We start from the raw sequence: 17,462 nt of genomic DNA on the forward strand, positions 1-17,462 counted from the left end.
AAGACTTAGCTGGACCTTGCGGCGCTGCAGCATGGAATCCGGATTGACATTTCGTGCGCCTAAACTGAGTATTTGCCCATGAGCAAAGCGAATGCTCATTACTCTTCTGGGAGGAAGACATGAACTTGAAGACGATTTTGCTGGGCGCCTGCTCAGCGCTGGCGCTTGCCGGCATGGCCTCGGCCGAAACCCTGACGATCGCGACCGTCAACAATGGCGACATGATCCGGATGCAGGGGCTGACCTCCGAATTCACCTCTAAAAATCCCGAGATTCAGGTCGAATGGGTCACGCTCGAAGAGAACGTGTTGCGCGAGCGCGTGACGACGGACATCGCGACGAAGGGCGGCCAGTACGACATCATGACGATCGGCACCTATGAAGTTCCGATCTGGTCCAAGCAGGGCTGGCTGCTGCCGCTCGAAAATCTCGGCGCGGACTACGACGTCGATGATCTGCTGCCGGCGATCCGCTCAGGCCTGACCGGCGGCGACGGCAAGCTCTATGCTGCCCCGTTCTACGGCGAGTCCTCGTTCATCATGTACCGCAAGGACCTGATGGAGAAGGCCGGGCTCACCATGCCCGATGCTCCGACCTGGGAATTTGTTGCCGACGCCGCTCGCAAGATGACGGACCGCGCCAACGACATCAACGGCGTCTGCCTTCGCGGCAAGGCCGGCTGGGGCGAGAACATGGCCTTCCTGACGGCCACGTCGAACGCGTTCGGCGCCCGCTGGTTCGACGAGAACTGGAAGCCGCAGTTCGACCAGCCGGAATGGAAGAACACGCTCGACTTCTACGTCAAGCTGATGAACGACGCCGGCCCGCAGGGCGCGTCCTCAAACGGCTTCAACGAGAACCTCGCGCTCTTCCAGCAGGGCAAGTGCGGCATGTGGATCGACGCCACCGTCGCCGCTTCCTTCGTGACCAACCCGAAGGATTCGACCGTTGCCGACAAGGTGGGCTTCGCGCTCGCCCCCGACACGGGCCTCGGCAAGCGCGGCAACTGGCTCTGGGCCTGGAATCTCGCCATTCCGGCAGGCTCTCAGAAGTCCGAAGCTGCCGAGAAGTTCATCTCCTGGGCAACCAGCAAGGCCTATCTCGAACTCGTCGCCTCCAAGGAAGGCTGGGCCAACGTTCCTCCGGGCACGCGCACCTCTCTCTACGAGAACCCGGAATACCAGAAGGCGGCGCCTTTCGCGAAGATGACGCTCGACTCGATCAACGCGGCTGACCCGAAGAACCCGACCGTCAAGCCGGTGCCTTATGTCGGCGTGCAGTTTGTGGCGATCCCCGAGTTCCAGAGCCTCGGCACCTCCGTCGGTCAGCTCTTCTCGGCAGCGCTTGCAGGCCAGATGCCGGTCGATGATGCGCTGGCCCAGGCCCAGAGCCTGACGGAGCGCGAAATGACCCGCGGCGGCTATACCAAGTAATCCACCTCCCAAACCTGCCTGCCCGGATCGCGATCCGGGCAGGAGAGACCTCGACCGCTTGCGGCCAATGCCGGTCGTTGTCACCTAGCCTCCAACGGGTCCCGGACCTTGTCCGCTTGGGGCCATCAGGGCGAGCTTTATCATGGCTACTCAAAACACACGCACCCTGGCCCGTCTGATGATGGCGCCGTCCGTCGGTCTCCTGCTGATCTGGATGATCGTGCCGCTGGCGATGACCTTGTGGTTCTCCTTCCAGAACTACAATCTGCTCAATCCGGCCAATGTCAGCTTCGGTGGGTTGTTCAACTATCGCTACTTCTACACCGATCCGGCCTTCTTCCAGTCGGTCTGGAACACGCTGCTGATCGTTGGTGGCGTGCTGTTCATCACCATCGTCGGCGGCATTCTTCTCGCCCTGCTGCTGGACCAGCCGATGTTCGGCCAGGGAATCGTGCGCATTCTGGTGATCTCACCCTTCTTCGTCATGCCGCCGGTTGCCGCGCTGATCTGGAAGAACATGATCATGCATCCGGGCTACGGCGTGCTCGCCGACATCAACCGCGCGCTCGGCTTCCAGCCGGTGGACTGGTTCGCGCAATATCCGCTGCTCTCGATCATCATCATCGTTGCCTGGCAGTGGCTGCCATTCGCGACGCTCATTCTCCTGACCGCCCTGCAGTCGCTCGATGGCGAGCAGCAGGAGGCGGCCGAGATGGATGGTGCACGCTTCATCGACAAATTCATCTATCTGACGCTGCCGCATCTCGCCCGCGCGATCACCGTGGTCATCCTGATCCAGACGATCTTCCTGCTCGGCGTCTATGCAGAGATCCTGGTCACGACCAATGGCGGTCCGGGCTATGCCTCGACCAACCTCGCCTTCCTCATCTACCGCACGGCATTGCTCGGCTACGACGTCGGCGGAGCCTCTGCGGGTGGCATCATCGCTGTCGTGCTTGCCAATCTCGTCGCCATCTTCCTGATGCGCGCCGTTGGCAAGAACCTGGACCGGTAAGGAGACCCGCCATGGCCCGTGCCACAAGCCCCCGCCGCAAGATCCTCTTCACGGTCCTCGCCTGGAGCATCGCCTTCGTGATCTTCTTCCCGATCCTCTACACACTGATCACCAGCGTGAAGACGGAGACGGAGGCGATCCAGGGCTTCGACCTGATCCCGACCTTCACGCTGGAAAATTACGTGACGGTGCAGACGCAGCGCGACTACATCAAGCCGTTCATGAACTCGGTCATCCTATCCGTGGGCTCGACGATCCTGGCACTGATCGTCGGCATTCCCGCCGCCTGGGCCATGGCGTTTTCGCCGACCAAACGGACGAAAGACATCCTGATGTGGATGCTCTCGACCAAGATGATGCCGTCCGTTGCCGTACTCGTGCCGATCTATCTGCTGTTTCGCGATTTCGGCCTGCTCGACACCCGTATCGGCCTCACATTGATGCTGACGCTGATCAATCTGCCGATCGTCGTGTGGATGCTCTACACGTATTTCCGTGAAATCCCGGGCGAGATCCTCGAGGCCGCCCGCATGGACGGTGCCTCGCTGTTCAACGAGATCGTCTATGTGCTGACGCCCATGGCGCTGCCGGGGATCGCCTCGACCTTTCTCCTCAACATCATCCTCGCCTGGAACGAAGCCTTCTGGACGATACGGCTGACCACCACCAACGCGGCGCCGCTCACCGCCTTCATCGCCTCTTTCTCCAGTCCGCAAGGCCTGTTCTGGGCGAAGCTGTCGGCGGCTTCGACGATGGCAATCGCGCCGATCGTCATCCTGGGCTGGTTCAGCCAGAAACAACTCGTGCGCGGCCTCACCTTCGGCGCCGTCAAGTAAGGATACCCCATCATGGGCAGCATCAAACTCGAACAGCTCTCCAAGTCCTTCGGCGAGCATGCGGTCATCCCGGGGATCGACCTGGAAATCAACGACGGCGAGTTCGTCGTCTTCGTCGGCCCCTCGGGCTGCGGCAAGTCCACCCTTCTGCGCCTGATCGCAGGCCTGGAAGACGCGACAGGCGGCCGGATCCTGATCGACGGCAAGGACCAGACGCAGACACCGCCGTCCCAGCGTGGTCTGGCGATGGTGTTCCAGTCCTATGCGCTTTATCCGCATATGAGCGTGCGCTCGAACATCGGCTTTCCGCTGAAGATGGCGAAGATCGACCCGGCCGAGATCAGCCGCAAGGTGGAGGAGGCAGCCCGTATCCTGAACCTCACCGACTATCTGGAACGTCGTCCGGGGCAGCTCTCGGGCGGCCAGCGCCAGCGCGTCGCCATCGGACGGGCCATCGTGCGCAATCCGCGCTGCTTCCTCTTCGACGAGCCGCTCTCCAACCTTGATGCCGCCCTGCGCGTCGCGATGCGCCTCGAGATTACCGAACTGCACCAGAAGCTGAAGGCGACCTCGATCTATGTGACCCATGACCAGGTGGAAGCCATGACCATGGCCGACAAGATCGTGGTCCTCAACAAGGGGCGCATCGAGCAGGTGGGCTCGCCGCTCGAACTCTATCGCAGCCCGGCCAACCTCTTCGTCGCCGGCTTCATCGGCTCGCCGAAGATGAACCTGATTTCCGGCCAGGCGGCTTCGGCACAGGGCGCCCATACGATCGGCATCCGGCCGGAGCATGTGAGGCTGTCGACCACCGAGGGCATGTGGCGCGGACTGGTCACGGTTGCAGAGCATCTCGGCTCCGACACCTTCCTGCATGTTCAGGTGGAAGGTGTCGGCACGATTACCACACGCACCGGTGGGGAATTCCCCGTTCGTCACGGCGACACGGTTCACGTCACGCCGGATCTTACCCGACTGCATAAATTCAATGACAAGGGACTGGCCCAATGACTGGCAGACTGAACGGAAAATCGGCAGTGATCACGGGGGCAGCACGCGGCATCGGTCGCGCCTTTGCCGAAGCCTATGTGCGGGAAGGGGCAACAGCCGTTGCCATCGCCGACATCGACTTCGACCGTGCTTCGGCAACGGCTGCAGAAATCGGCTCGGCCGCCTATGCCGTGCGTATCGATGTCTCAAACCAGGAATCGATCGACGAGGCCGTTGCGGCCTGCGTGGCGCGCGCCGGCGGCATCGACATCCTGGTCAACAATGCCGCCATCTTCGACCTCGCGCCGATCGTCGAGATCAGCCGAAAGAGCTATCAGCGGGTTTTCGATATCAATGTCGGCGGTACGCTTTTCACCCTGCAGGCCGTAGCCAAGCAGATGATCTCTCAGGGACGCGGGGGCAAGATCATCAACATGGCGAGTCAAGCCGGTCGACGCGGCGAATCGCTGGTCGGCGTCTACTGCGCCTCGAAGGCTGCCGTGATCTCGATCACCCAGTCAGCCGGCCTCAATCTCATCAAGCACGGTATCAACGTCAACGGCATCGCACCGGGCGTCGTCGGCAGCGAGATGTGGGACGAGGTCGATGCGCTGTTTGCCAAATATGAAAACCGGCCTCTCGGCGAGAAGAAGAAGCTTGTCGGTGAAGCGGTGCCGCTGGGACGCATGGGCCGGGCCGAGGACCTAACCGGCATGGCGATCTTCCTTGCTTCGGCAGAGGCCGATTACATCGTTGCCCAGACCTACAATGTCGACGGCGGAAACTGGATGAGCTGACGGCTCCCCGAGCCCCAAGCCAAGGAATGCACCCATGACGACCAAACTCTCGCTTGCAACTCTTAATGACATCGGCGACCGGGCTTCCCTGCCCGCCTACCGCCGCGATGAGATCCGTCCCGGAATCCTGCATTTCGGTGTCGGCAATTTTCATCGCGCCCATATGGCGATCTATCTGCACGAGCTGTTCAACAGGGGGCGCGACCTCGACTGGGGCATTGTCGGTGCCGGCGTGATGCCGTCCGACCAGCGGATGCGTGACACGCTGAAGGCGCAGGATTTCCTGACGACCGTGGTCGAGCAGGATATCGACCGCTCGGCTGCGACGATCACCGGGCCGATGCTCGACGTGATCACGGCACCCGACTTCGACCGGATCATCGCGACGCTGGCTTCGCCGGAGATCCGCATCGTGTCGTTGACGATTACGGAAGGCGGCTATTTCATCGATCCGGCCACCGGTCGGTTCGATCCCAATCACCCGGCGATCGTTGCCGATGCCAAGAACCCGGAGCAGCCGAAGACCGTCTTCGGTCTGATCATTGCCGGCCTGAAGGCACGCAAGGCAGCCGGGATTCCGGCCTTTACCGTGATGTGCTGCGACAATATCCCCGGCAATGGCGAGGTCACCGAAGCGACCGTCTGCGGGCTCGCGCGACTGTCCGATCCTGAAATCGCCGACTGGATCCACCATAATGTCGCCTTCCCGAATTCGATGGTGGACCGGATTACGCCGGCGACCGGGCAGCGGGAGATCGACATCACCCGCGACGCTTATGGCATCGATGACGGCTGGCCGGTGTTCTGCGAAGGCTTCAAGCAGTGGGTGCTGGAAGACAAGTTTCCGCTCGGCCGGCCGGCACTCGAAGATGTCGGCGTCACCTTCGTGCCCGACGTTGCGCCCTATGAGCTCATGAAGTTGCGTATCCTCAACGGCGGCCATGCGGCGATCGCCTATCCGGCGGCGTTGATGGACATCCATTTCGTGCATGAATCGATGGAGAACCCTTTGATCCGTGGGTTCCTCGCAAAGCTGGAAAACGACGAAATCATCCCGGTCGTCCCCCCCGTACCGAACACCAGTCTTCAGGACTATTTCTCCCTGATCGAGGCGCGCTTCTCGAACCCGAAGATCGGCGACACCATTCCACGCCTTGCGCAGGACGGATCGAACCGACAGCCGAAATTCATTCTGCCCTCGACAGCCGACCGGCTGGCCAAGGGGCTCGACGTTCAGGGCCTGGCACTGGTTTCGGCCCTGTGGTGCCGTTATTTCGAGGGGGAGAGCGACAGCGGCAAGGCGATTGCCTTCAACGATCCAAGTGCCAAACGGCTGCATGCCGCAGCGCTCGCCTCCCGCAGTGATCCCGATGCCTTCATCGGGATCACCGATATCTTCGGCTCGATCGGCACCGATCCCCGTTTCCAGAAGCGATTCGGTGAGGCGATCGGCAGCTTGCGGAGCCACGGCGCCGCCGCTACGCTCCAGCGTTACATCGATGGAACCCTTGCCAGCTGAGTGATCATGGACCCGCAGCCGATCCGCCTTGTGATCTTCGACTGTGACGGGGTTCTCGTCGACAGCGAGGGGATTGCGCTGGAGGTTCTGGTCGAGGCGCTGGCGAAGAAGGGGATCCTGCTTTCGACGAACGAGGCGGCAGAGCGCTTTCTGGGGCGAAGCCTCGGATCTCTGGCGAAGGTCGTGCGCTTAGAATTCGGCGTCGCGATCGATCCGCCCTTTCTCGCTGACATGCGCGAAGTGCTCTACGCCCGCTTCAGAGGCGAACTCAAACCCGTGTCCGGCGTCGCTGCTGTAATCGATAGCCTGAAAGCCGCAGGAATTGCGTGTTGCGTGGCGTCATCGAGCCAGCGGGAGCGGATCGAGCTGTCGCTTTCGGTGACGGGCCTCCTTGCACGGCTGAAACCGTATATCTTCAGCGCCACAATGGTGGAAAACGGCAAGCCTGCCCCGGACCTCTTCCTGCATGCCGCGCAGCAGATGGGATATCAGCCATCGCAGTGCCTCGTCATCGAAGACAGTCCCGCCGGGATCCGTGCCGCCCAGGCGGCGGGCATGCGGGTTCTTGCCTTCACCGGTGGGTCGCATACGCAGCATGCCAGCTACGAGACATCCCTTGGCCAATTGCATCCGGACGGACAGTTTGACGCCATGGAAAATCTGCTCCACTTTGTCCTCGGAGTGAGGAGACCGGAAGATCTGACTGATGCGTGAACACCTCTTGGCCGTGGATGTCGGCACGGGCAGTGCGCGGGCGGGGGTGTTTGACCTCAGCGGCCGGCAGCTGGCGCGGTGCGTCGTCCCGATCAGCGTTCACCACTCCCTGCCCAAACACATGGAGCAGAACAGCGAGGAAATCTGGTCGGCGGTCTGTGGGGCCGTGAAGGCTGCGCTGGCCGAAAGTGGCATCGGCGCGGCAAGCGTTCTGGCCATCGGCTTCGACGCGACCTGCTCGCTGGTCGTCCGCGATCGAGATGGAAAACCGCTCTCCGTGTCGGAGACGCAAGCGCCCGCGCTCGATACGATCCTCTGGATGGATCATCGGGCGCTGGCCGAGACCGAGGCTTGCAATGCGGTCGCCGATCCAATTCTGGAGCATTTCGGTGGGCGGCTTTCGGTGGAGATGCAGATCCCCAAGCTGCTGTGGCTGAAGACCCACAGACCGGACCTCTGGGCCGCCTGCGGACAGATCTTCGATCTTTGCGATTACCTGACCTGGCGGGCGACGGGATCGGCAAAGCGCGGCCATTCGGCGCTTGCCTCGAAATGGGGCTATACGCCCGAGGCGCCGGGCACACCTCCGACCGACTATCTGAAGAAGATCGGTCTCGGCGATCTGATGGAGCGGGCGGGTCTCCCACTGCAGTCGGAGCCGCCGGGCCGGCCGATCGGCGGGCTTTCGGAAGTCAGCGCCCGTGAACTGGGCCTCGACGAGGACTGCCTCGTGGCGCCTGGATTGATCGATGCCTATGCGGGGACCGTCGGCCTGTTTGCAGCCGGTGTGCGTCCCGAGGTGCCGTTGACATCGGAAGCCGTGCTGATTGCGGGAACCTCGAGCTGTATCGTCCGGCTTTCCCGAGAGCCTGTCTCCGGGACCGGATGCTGGGGCGGGTTTCGCGATGCGGCTATTGCGGACCTATGGCTGACCGAAGCGGGTCAATCTGCATCCGGCGCCTTCCTCGACCATATCGTCTCCCTGCATCCGTCTGGCGGCATACCGACAAAAGCCCGCCACCGGGCAATCCTCGATGCGATCGCCGAGCATCTGGCCACCGAAGGCCCGGATTTCGGACTGCCGATCAGTGTGCTTCCCGATCTGCACGGGACCCGATCACCGGTGTCTGATCCCTTTTTGACGGGCATCCTTGCCGGCGTGGATCTCGACCGGAGCGAGCGCTCGTTGCACAGGCTTTATTGGCGCAGCTGCGTGGCGCTTGCCTGCAGCATCCGCCATATCCTCGACCATCAGCCGCGACGGGCCGGAGCACCGAAACAACTGCTGCTTGCCGGCGGGCTCGCGGACCATCCGCTGCTCGCTCAGCTCTATGCCGATGCCACGGGCTGCGATGTCTTCGTGCCAGGGGAATGCGATGCCGTGCTGCTCGGCTGCGCGCTGCATGCGGCCGTCGCCGCCGGCGCCTTTGCGACGACAGCGGAAGCCGGGGCGCAGATGCGGTTTGCCATGGCGCATTTCCCCGCGTCACCGACCCGCCAGGCTGCCCTTTCCCGCGACCATGCACTGCTCAAGGCGATGATGCGCCACCGCGACGAGCTCACCTTGCTGGCCTCGCCGCAGATCGCCGAGCCGAGTGCGATTCCCCTCGCCATCTGACATTTGGCGAAAGCCCAGCGGGATTTCGACACCCGCCTGGCAGTGATTTTCGACTTCGACAGCAGCACATATCCAAGCCCTCTTGCGCCAAAACTCCGAACCTGTCATGTTGCCTATACAACTTGCAAAGGTTTCGCGATGAGAGCTTCTCAAAGTCTGTTCTGTGAGCGCGTGCTCCTGCCCGAGGGCTGGGCAAGCGATGTGACAATCGGGGTCGATCAGAACGGCAAGATTGCCTCGATCGAGCACGGGATGGTGCGTGGACCGGATTCGACGATGCTCTCCGGTCCGGTTGTTCCGGCCCTGAAAAACCTGCATTCCCACGCCTTTCAGCGCGCCATGGCGGGTCTCGCCGAGCAAGCGGGATCGACCGATGACAGCTTCTGGACCTGGCGCGAGACGATGTATCGGCTTGTCGCAAAGATGTCGCCTGACGATGTCGAGGCTGTTACGACGAAGTTGTATAGTGAACTTCTGAAAGGTGGCTTTGGTCAGGTGGTGGAATTTCACTATTTCCACCATGCCCTGATCGAGGTTGGCACCTCCAACGGCTTCGAAATGTCGAGCCGCATTCTGCGGTCGGCAGCGACGGCAGGGATCGGTCTCACGCATCTGCCCGTCTTCTATGCCCATGCCGGCTTCGGTGGGCTCGCGCCCAATGCCGGACAGCGCCCGTTCATCCATAGCATAGACAGTTTCCTCGCCCTGCTCGATCAGCTGACACCCGCGTGCAAGGCTGCCGACGTGGAGCTCGGCCTCGCCATCCATTCGCTGCGGGCGGCCACCCCCGATGAGATGCGTGCCGTGCTTTCCGCAGAGCAGACGGGCGGACCGATCCACATTCATGTGGCGGAGCAAGAGCGCGAAGTCGGGGATTGCCTTGCCTGGAGCGGTCGCCGACCGGTCACTTTCCTGCTCGATGAGTTTGCGGTCGACCAGCGCTGGTGTGCCATCCATGCGACGCATATGACAGCGGAGGAGACGGCGCGGCTGGCGAAATCCGGTGCGGTCGCGGGACTTTGCCCGGCCACCGAAGCCAATCTCGGTGACGGGATCTATCCTGCAACGGACTTCATGGCCCAGGGCGGACGCATAGGGATCGGCACGGACAGCCATGTCGCAACTTCCGTGGCGGAGGAACTGCGCGTGCTGGAATATGGTCAGCGGCTTCGCGATCGGCGCCGCAACCGGCTTGTATCCGGTCCTGGAGCCTCGGTCGGCCGCACGCTCATTGACGCCAGCCTGTCGGGCGGGGCCCAGGCTGCGGGTCTCAAGACGAGCGGCATTCGCGTCGGCGCGCGCGCCGATCTCGTCGTGCTCGACGGCGCCAACCCGTTCATCGCTGCGGCCAAGGACGACCAGATCCTCGACCGCTGGATCTTTGCACTCGGCAGCGAGGCCGTGCGCGACGTGATGGTTCGCGGAGACTTCGTGGTTCAGGAGGGTCGCCATCGGGCCGAGGAACGCATCGACAACGACTTTGCCCGTGCGCTGAAGAGAATACTTCAATGAGTTTCATTAGCCGGCGAATCGTTTTCAACGGATGGAGCGCCTGATGGTGCAGACGATCACTCTCGATACTGTTCTGACATCAGATGCGATCGCAGCCATTGCGGAGGGCGCCAGGCTGGCCTTGAGCGAGACGGCGCGGCAGCGGATTCTCGATGCCCGCGCGATCGTCGAGGCCCTGGTCGACCAGGGCATCCGTGGCTATGGGATCAATACCGGCGTCGGCGCACTCTGTGACGTGGTCATCGACCGGCAGGAGCAGGCGTCGCTTTCCCGCAATCTGCTGTTCAGTCATTCCTGTGGTATCGGTGAGCCGCTCTGGCGGGTGGAAACACGCGCGATAATGGCAGCCCAGATCGCCAACTTCGCCCATGGTTATTCGGGCATCCGGCTTGAGGTCGTGGAGACGCTCATCGCCCTCCTGAACAAGGATATGCTTCCGGTCATCCCATCCAAGGGTTCGGTCGGTTACCTGACACATGGCGCGGCGATCGGGCTCGTCGTCATCGGCGCTGGCGAATGCCGACACGAAGGCAAGCTGATCTCGGGCGCCGAGGCGCTGGCAGCGCTCGGTCTCAAGCCGCTCGTGCTCCAGGCGAAGGAAGGTCTGAGCCTGATCAACGGTACACCCTGCGCCACCGGCCTTGCTTCGCTTGCCGTCACCAGGCTCGCGCATCTCGTCGACTGGGCAGATGTAGCAGCCGCGATGAGTTATGAGAACCTCGGCGCGCAGACCGATCCATTTGCGGAAATGCCACTTTCCCTGCGGAAGTCCTATGGCCTGCAGCAGGTCGGAAAGAACTTGCGGACATTGCTGGCGGGGAGCGCCCTCCTGGCAGAATCAGCTGGCAAGCGGACGCAGGATCCGCTCAGTCTCAGGGCCGTGCCGCATGTGCATGGCGCGGTGCGCGATGCGCTCGTGGAGGCGCGGGCGGTGGTGGATCGGGAGCTGGCGAGCGTCACCGACAATCCCGCCGTCAGCGGATCGCCTGCAGACCCGAAAGTGCATTCGCAGGCGCATGCGGTCGGGGCAGCCCTTGGCCTTGCCATGGATCATCTGGCAACGGCCGCAGCGGAACTCGCTGCCATTTCCGAGCGGCGGATAGACCGGCTGGTCAACCCGCTGGTGAGCAGCCTGCCGGCCTTCCTCGCCTCGGGCAGCGGCGTCGAATCCGGCTTCATGATCATCCAGTATACGGCGGCAGCGCTGGTGGCGGAAAACCGCCGGCTCGCGATGCCCGCGAGCCTCGACGGTGGCATCACCTCCGGCCTGCAGGAAGACATTCTCACCCATGCGACGCCGGCAGCGGCCAAGGCGCTCGCCATCCTCGACAATCTCGAGACGGTGCTTGCCATCGAACTGACCGCCGCCGCGCAGGCCCATGACCTGCAGTCTTCAAAGGCGGCCAGGGCTTTGATGACCCAACGGATCTATGAGCGGGTTCGTCACGCGGTGCCCTTCTACCGGGACGATCGGCCCCTGAACGGCGACATCCAGCAGATCCGGACACTCCTGAAGACGACGGCCGCCTGGTCCGAAAGCGAGGGCGCATGACGACTATCCTCACCAATGCACGACTGGCGACCATGGCGCCTGACCGGCCAGGGCTTGGTGTAATCGATAATGGCAGGGTGATGATCGAGGGCGGGCGGATCGTCGCCGTCGGAGAGGCGAGCGAGATCGCAGTCTCCGCTGGCGCCGAGGTGATCGACTGCGAGGGGCGCTGGGTGACGCCGGGCCTTGTCGATTGCCATACGCATCTGGTGCATGCCGGCAATCGGGCACGAGAATTCGAGATGCGTCTTGCCGGCGCTTCCTACGAGGAAATCGCACGCGCTGGCGGCGGCATCGTTTCGTCGGTGCGCCAGGTGCGCGAGGTGAGCGAGGCGGATCTTGTCGCGCAAACGCTTCCCCGGTTGGATGCGCTGATTGCCGAGGGCGTCACGACCGTCGAGGTCAAGTCAGGCTATGGGCTCACCGTCGAAGACGAGCTCAAGATGCTGCGGGCCGCCCGACAGCTCGCCGAGAAGCGTCCGGTCGCCATCACCACGACCTATCTCGGCGCCCATGCCACACCTGCCGACTACAAGGGACGCAATCGCGACTTCATCGAAGACATCGTGCTGCCGGGATTGAAAGCCGCCCAGGCGCAAGGACTGGTCGACGCGGTGGACGGCTTTTGCGAAGGCATCGCCTTTTCGCCGGATGAGATGCGGCTTGTCTTCGATGCGGCGAAATCTCTCAGACTGCCGGTAAAACTGCATGCTGACCAGCTTTCGAATCTGCAGGGGGCAGCGCTTGCCGCCGGGTATCAGGCGCTGTCAGCCGACCATCTGGAATACACCGATGAGGAAGGTGCTGCTGCGATGACCCGGGCCGGAACCGTCGCGGTGCTGCTGCCCGGCGCCTATTACTTCATCCGCGAGACGAAGAAGCCGCCGATCGATCTCTTCCGCAAACAAGAAACTGCCATGGCGCTTGCCACGGACTGCAATCCCGGCACCTCGCCCCTCACCTCCCTGCTGCTGACCATGAACATGGCCGCCACGCTGTTTCACATGACGGTCGAGGAATGCCTTCTCGGCGTGACCCGCAGTGCCGCCCGCGCGCTGGGGCGTCTCGACACGGTCGGGACCATCGAGGTCGGCAAGCAGGCAGACCTTGCCATCTGGTCGGTCGAGAGCCCGGCGGAGCTCGTCTACCGCATCGGCTTCAACCCGCTCTACCTACGCATCTGGAACGGCCACATCACCAAAGGAATTCTGTCGTGACCATTACGCTTCACCCCGGCCGCGTTTCTCTCGCCGAACTCGCACAGATTTACTGGAGCGGTGAAAGTGCCGTGCTCGACCGCAGCTTCGACGCCGGCATCGAGAAGGCCGCAGCGCGGATCGCCGAAATCGCCGCCGGCAACGCGCCGGTCTACGGCATCAATACCGGCTTCGGCAAACTCGCCTCGATCAAGATCGATGCGGCCGACACCGCGACGCTGCAGCGCAATCTGATTCTCTCGCATTGCTGCGGCGTGGGCCAGCCGCTGGGCGCCAACATCGTCCGGTTGATCATGGCGCTGAAGCTGATCTCGCTCGGTCGCGGCGCCTCCGGTGTCCGCCTGGACCTGGTGCGCCTGATCGAAGGCATGCTGGACAAGGGCGTCACCCCGCTCATTCCGGAAAAGGGCTCCGTCGGCGCATCGGGCGATCTTGCGCCGCTCGCGCATATGGCAGCCGTGATGATGGGCGAGGCGGAAGCCTTCTTTGGGGGCGAACGGCTTTCCGGCGCCGAGGCGTTGAAGCGCGCGGGGCTGGCGCCCGTCGTGCTGGCGGCCAAGGAAGGTCTGGCCCTGATCAACGGTACGCAGGCCTCCACCGCGCTGGCGCTGGCCGGCCTCTTCCGTGCCCATCGCGCCGCCCAGGCGGCACTGATTACCGGCGCGCTCTCGACCGATGCGGCCATGGGCTCCTCGGCGCCTTTCACCGCCGACATCCACACGCTGCGGGGCCACAAGGGCCAGATCGACACGGCAGCGGCCCTGCGCGGACTGCTCGCCGGTTCCGTCATCCGGGAAAGCCACCTGGAAGGCGACGAGCGGGTGCAGGACCCCTATTGCATCCGCTGCCAGCCGCAGGTCGATGGCGCCTGCCTCGACCTGTTGCGCATGACCGGCCGCACGCTCGAAATCGAAGCGAATGCCGTCACCGACAATCCGCTCGTGCTTTCCGACATGAGCGTCGTCTCGGGCGGGAACTTCCATGCGGAACCGGTGGCCTTTGCCGCCGACCAGATCGCGATTGCCGTCTGCGAAATCGGCGCCATTGCACAACGGCGCATCGCGCTCTTGGTCGATCCGGCCCTCTCTTATGGACTGCCGGCCTTCCTCGCCAAGAAGCCGGGGCTAAACTCCGGTCTGATGATTGCGGAGGTCACGTCAGCTGCCCTGATGAGCGAAAACAAGCAGGTGGCGCATCCGGCCTCGGTCGATTCGACCCCGACGTCCGCCAATCAGGAAGACCATGTCTCGATGGCCTGCCACGGCGCACGGCGCCTGCTGCAGATGACCGACAACCTCTTCTCGATCATCGGCATCGAGGCTCTGACGGCAGCGCAGGGCGTGGAATTCCGCGCGCCCCTGACAACAAGCCCGGAACTGAGACAAGTGATCGCCACCCTGCGTGCCCACGTCGCCACCCTGGAGGAGGACCGGTATATGGCGCCGGATCTCGAGGCTGCCGGTCGCCTGGTGGCGGATGGGACACTGGTTTCCGCCGTGTCCGCCGGCTTGTTGCCGGGTCTGGAGGGGTGAACGTGATGTTGGCAATCATGGTACCCCCCTCTGCCCTGCCCGACATCTCCCCCTCAAGGGGGGAGATCGGCAAGACGCTTGCGCCTTACCTCCTTAATACGTCTCTTCCGGCTGATGACTCTACCTGCGGATGGAAGCTTTGGCCTTGCCGCGGATCGATCTCCCCCCTTGAGGGGGAGATGGTCGGCAGACCAGAGGGGGGTATCACAGCCTCCGACAGAGGAGGTTTGCAATGATGCCGGTCTTCGAAATCAACCAAGGCACCTCCCCCGTCATTCTCGCCTTCCCGCATACGGGCACGGATGTGCCGCCTGCGATCTGGGATCGTTTGAACGACAATGGCAGACTGCTGGCCGATACCGACTGGCACATCCACGAGCTCTATGCCGGATTGCTGCCGGATGCGACGACGGTCCGGGCGACCTTCCATCGCTACGTGATCGATGCGAACCGCGACCCTGATGGCGTCAGCCTGTATCCCGGGCAGAATACCACCGGACTTGTGCCGGAAACGGATTTCGACGGTGTCGCCATCTGGAAAAGCGGGGAAGAGCCAACGAGCGACGATATCGCCGAGCGGCTGGCAAGCTTCCACGCGCCCTATCATGCGGCGCTGAAAGCCGAGATCGAGCGCGTAAAGGCGATCCATAGCGTGGCGGTGCTGTATGACTGCCACTCGATCCGTTCGCTCATTCCCTTCCTGTTCGAAGGACCTCTGCCGGATTTCAACATCGGCACGGATATGGGCCGCACCTGCGATGCCAGGATCGAAAAAGCCGCCACCGAGATCGCCGGTCGGGCGGAGGGATACACCTCTGTGATCAACGGCCGCTTCAAGGGCGGCTGGACGACACGGCATTACGGCAAACCGGACACCTGCGTGCATGCCATCCAGATGGAACTGGCGCAGATCACGCATCTGGCCACCGAAGCCCCGCCCTTTGCCTATGACGCCGGGAAGGCCGACGCGCTGCGACATCATCTCAAGGACATTCTGACAACAATCGAAGCCATCGCGCTCGAACTGAAACGCTGAGGAGCGAGGATCATGAGCAATCCAAGACACAATATCCGCGACGTCCGCGCCGCAACCGGAACCGAACTCTCGGCCAAGAGCTGGATGACGGAAGCGCCGCTGCGCATGCTGATGAACAATCTCGACCCCGACGTCGCCGAGCGGCCGCATGAGCTGGTGGTCTACGGTGGCATTGGCCGGGCGGCGCGCACCTGGGATGATTTCGACCGGATCGTCGAGACGCTGAAGACGCTCACCGAAGAAGAGACGCTGATCGTGCAGTCGGGCAAGCCGGTCGGCGTGTTCCGCACCCACAAGGACGCACCGCGCGTGCTGATCGCCAATTCCAACCTGGTGCCACACTGGGCGACCTGGGATCACTTCAACGAGCTGGATAAGAAGGGTCTCGCCATGTACGGCCAGATGACCGCCGGCTCGTGGATCTATATCGGCACCCAAGGCATCGTGCAGGGCACTTACGAGACCTTCGTGGAGGCTGGCCGCCAGCACTATAACGGCAACCTGAAGGGCAAATGGATCCTGACGGGTGGCCTTGGCGGCATGGGTGGTGCCCAGCCGCTCGCCGCCGTGATGGCCGGCGCCTGCTGCCTTGCCGTCGAATGCGACGAAACCCGCATCGATTTTCGCCTGCGCACCCGTTACGTCGATGCCAAGGCGCATACGCTGGACGAGGCGCTTGCCCTGATCGACCAGTGGACCAAGGCGGGGGAAGCGAAATCCGTCGGCCTGGTCGGCAATGCCGCCGAGATCTTCCCGGAACTCGTGCGTCGCGGCGTGCGCCCGGACATCGTCACCGACCAGACCTCAGCCCATGACCCAATCCACGGCTATCTGCCGGTCGGCTGGACGGTTGCCGAATGGCGGGTACGCCAAGAGAGCGACCCGAAGGCGGTGGAAGTCGCTGCCCGGGCCTCGATGAAGACCCATGTGCAGGCGATGGTCGACTTCTGGAACATGGGCATTCCGACGCTCGACTATGGAAACAACATTCGCCAGGTCGCCAAGGAAGAAGGCTTCGAGAATGCCTTCGCCTTCCCCGGCTTCGTGCCGGCCTATATCCGTCCGCTCTTCTGCCGCGGCATCGGCCCGTTCCGCTGGGCCGCACTTTCGGGCGATCCGGAGGATATCTACAAGACGGATGCCAAGGTGAAGGAGCTGCTGCCCGACAACAAGCATCTGCACAACTGGCTGGACATGGCACGCGAGCGCATTGCCTTCCAGGGCCTGCCGGCGCGCATCTGCTGGGTCGGCCTCGGCGATCGCCACAAGCTCGGCCTTGCCTTCAACGAGATGGTTCGCAATGGCGAGCTGAAGGCGCCCGTCGTCATCGGCCGCGATCATCTCGATTCCGGTTCGGTCGCCTCGCCCAACCGCGAGACGGAAGCGATGAAGGATGGCTCGGACGCCGTGTCCGACTGGCCGCTTCTGAACGCACTTCTGAACTGCGCCTCGGGCGCGACCTGGGTCTCGCTGCATCATGGCGGTGGTGTGGGCATGGGCTTTTCCCAGCATTCCGGCATGGTGATCTGCGCCGATGGCACTGATGATGCTGCACGCCGGCTGGAGCGGGTTCTGTGGAACGATCCGGCAACCGGCGTGATGCGCCATGCCGATGCTGGTTACGACATCGCGCTGGATTGCGCCAAGGAAAAGGGCCTTCGTCTGCCCGGCATCCTCGGCAATTAAGGGGA

Annotated in this window: 14 protein-coding genes; all 14 read left to right on the plus strand. The window is 63.0% G+C overall.

All coding sequences use genetic code 11. The features are described from left to right. Window positions 1-119 precede the first annotated feature (119 nt). Window positions 120-1,433: an ABC transporter substrate-binding protein gene (locus tag J2045_RS07175; RefSeq protein ID WP_307370997.1), complete on the plus strand. Its 1,314-nt coding sequence runs from the start codon at window positions 120-122 to the stop codon at window positions 1,431-1,433. 142 nt (window positions 1,434-1,575) lie between these two features. Next, entirely contained in the window at window positions 1,576-2,448 is an 873-nt protein-coding gene (locus tag J2045_RS07180; RefSeq protein ID WP_166600197.1) for a carbohydrate ABC transporter permease, read from the plus strand. A gap of 11 nt (window positions 2,449-2,459) precedes the next feature. Next, window positions 2,460-3,284: a carbohydrate ABC transporter permease gene (locus J2045_RS07185; protein ID WP_307371000.1), complete on the plus strand. Its 825-nt coding sequence runs from the start codon at window positions 2,460-2,462 to the stop codon at window positions 3,282-3,284. Window positions 3,285-3,296: 12 nt separating this feature from the next. Continuing rightward, window positions 3,297-4,295 (plus strand): ABC transporter ATP-binding protein, encoded by a 999-nt coding sequence (locus tag J2045_RS07190; RefSeq protein ID WP_307371003.1) that lies wholly within the window; start codon window positions 3,297-3,299, stop codon window positions 4,293-4,295. Continuing rightward, window positions 4,292-5,071, plus strand: coding sequence for an L-iditol 2-dehydrogenase (locus J2045_RS07195; protein ID WP_307371006.1), 780 nt, complete (start codon window positions 4,292-4,294; stop codon window positions 5,069-5,071). The genes J2045_RS07190 and J2045_RS07195 overlap by 4 nt, the downstream gene beginning before the upstream one ends. Window positions 5,072-5,105: 34 nt before the next feature. Further along, window positions 5,106-6,590 (plus strand): mannitol dehydrogenase family protein, encoded by a 1,485-nt coding sequence (locus J2045_RS07200; protein WP_307371009.1) that lies wholly within the window; start codon window positions 5,106-5,108, stop codon window positions 6,588-6,590. Window positions 6,591-6,596: 6 nt separating this feature from the next. Beyond that, complete coding sequence (locus J2045_RS07205) at window positions 6,597-7,304, plus strand: HAD family hydrolase (protein ID WP_307371012.1); 708 nt, start codon at window positions 6,597-6,599, stop codon at window positions 7,302-7,304. Next, window positions 7,297-8,922: an FGGY family pentulose kinase gene (locus J2045_RS07210; protein ID WP_307371015.1), complete on the plus strand. Its 1,626-nt coding sequence runs from the start codon at window positions 7,297-7,299 to the stop codon at window positions 8,920-8,922. The genes J2045_RS07205 and J2045_RS07210 overlap by 8 nt, the downstream gene beginning before the upstream one ends. Window positions 8,923-9,060: 138 nt before the next feature. Further along, entirely contained in the window at window positions 9,061-10,434 is a 1,374-nt protein-coding gene (gene hutF, locus J2045_RS07215) for a formimidoylglutamate deiminase (protein WP_307371018.1), read from the plus strand. Window positions 10,435-10,477: 43 nt separating this feature from the next. After that, complete coding sequence (locus tag J2045_RS07220; protein WP_307371020.1) at window positions 10,478-11,986, plus strand: HAL/PAL/TAL family ammonia-lyase; 1,509 nt, start codon at window positions 10,478-10,480, stop codon at window positions 11,984-11,986. Then, the gene (gene hutI / locus J2045_RS07225; RefSeq protein ID WP_307371023.1) at window positions 11,983-13,203 is read left to right on the plus strand and encodes an imidazolonepropionase; all 1,221 of its coding nucleotides are present in this window, start codon (window positions 11,983-11,985) and stop codon (window positions 13,201-13,203) included. Before J2045_RS07220 ends, hutI begins: the two co-directional genes overlap by 4 nt. Next, the gene (gene hutH, locus J2045_RS07230) at window positions 13,200-14,735 is read left to right on the plus strand and encodes a histidine ammonia-lyase (protein ID WP_307371025.1); all 1,536 of its coding nucleotides are present in this window, start codon (window positions 13,200-13,202) and stop codon (window positions 14,733-14,735) included. The genes hutI and hutH overlap by 4 nt, the downstream gene beginning before the upstream one ends. 235 nt (window positions 14,736-14,970) lie before the next feature. Continuing rightward, window positions 14,971-15,771 (plus strand): N-formylglutamate deformylase, encoded by an 801-nt coding sequence (gene hutG / locus J2045_RS07235; RefSeq protein ID WP_307371174.1) that lies wholly within the window; start codon window positions 14,971-14,973, stop codon window positions 15,769-15,771. Between the two features lie 12 nt (window positions 15,772-15,783). Next, on the plus strand, window positions 15,784-17,457 hold the full coding sequence (hutU, locus tag J2045_RS07240; protein ID WP_307371027.1) for a urocanate hydratase: 1,674 nt from the start codon (window positions 15,784-15,786) through the stop codon (window positions 17,455-17,457). Window positions 17,458-17,462 lie beyond the last annotated feature (5 nt).

Source organism: Peteryoungia aggregata LMG 23059 (genome assembly GCF_030814435.1).
GTDB lineage: Bacteria > Pseudomonadota > Alphaproteobacteria > Rhizobiales > Rhizobiaceae > Allorhizobium > Allorhizobium aggregatum.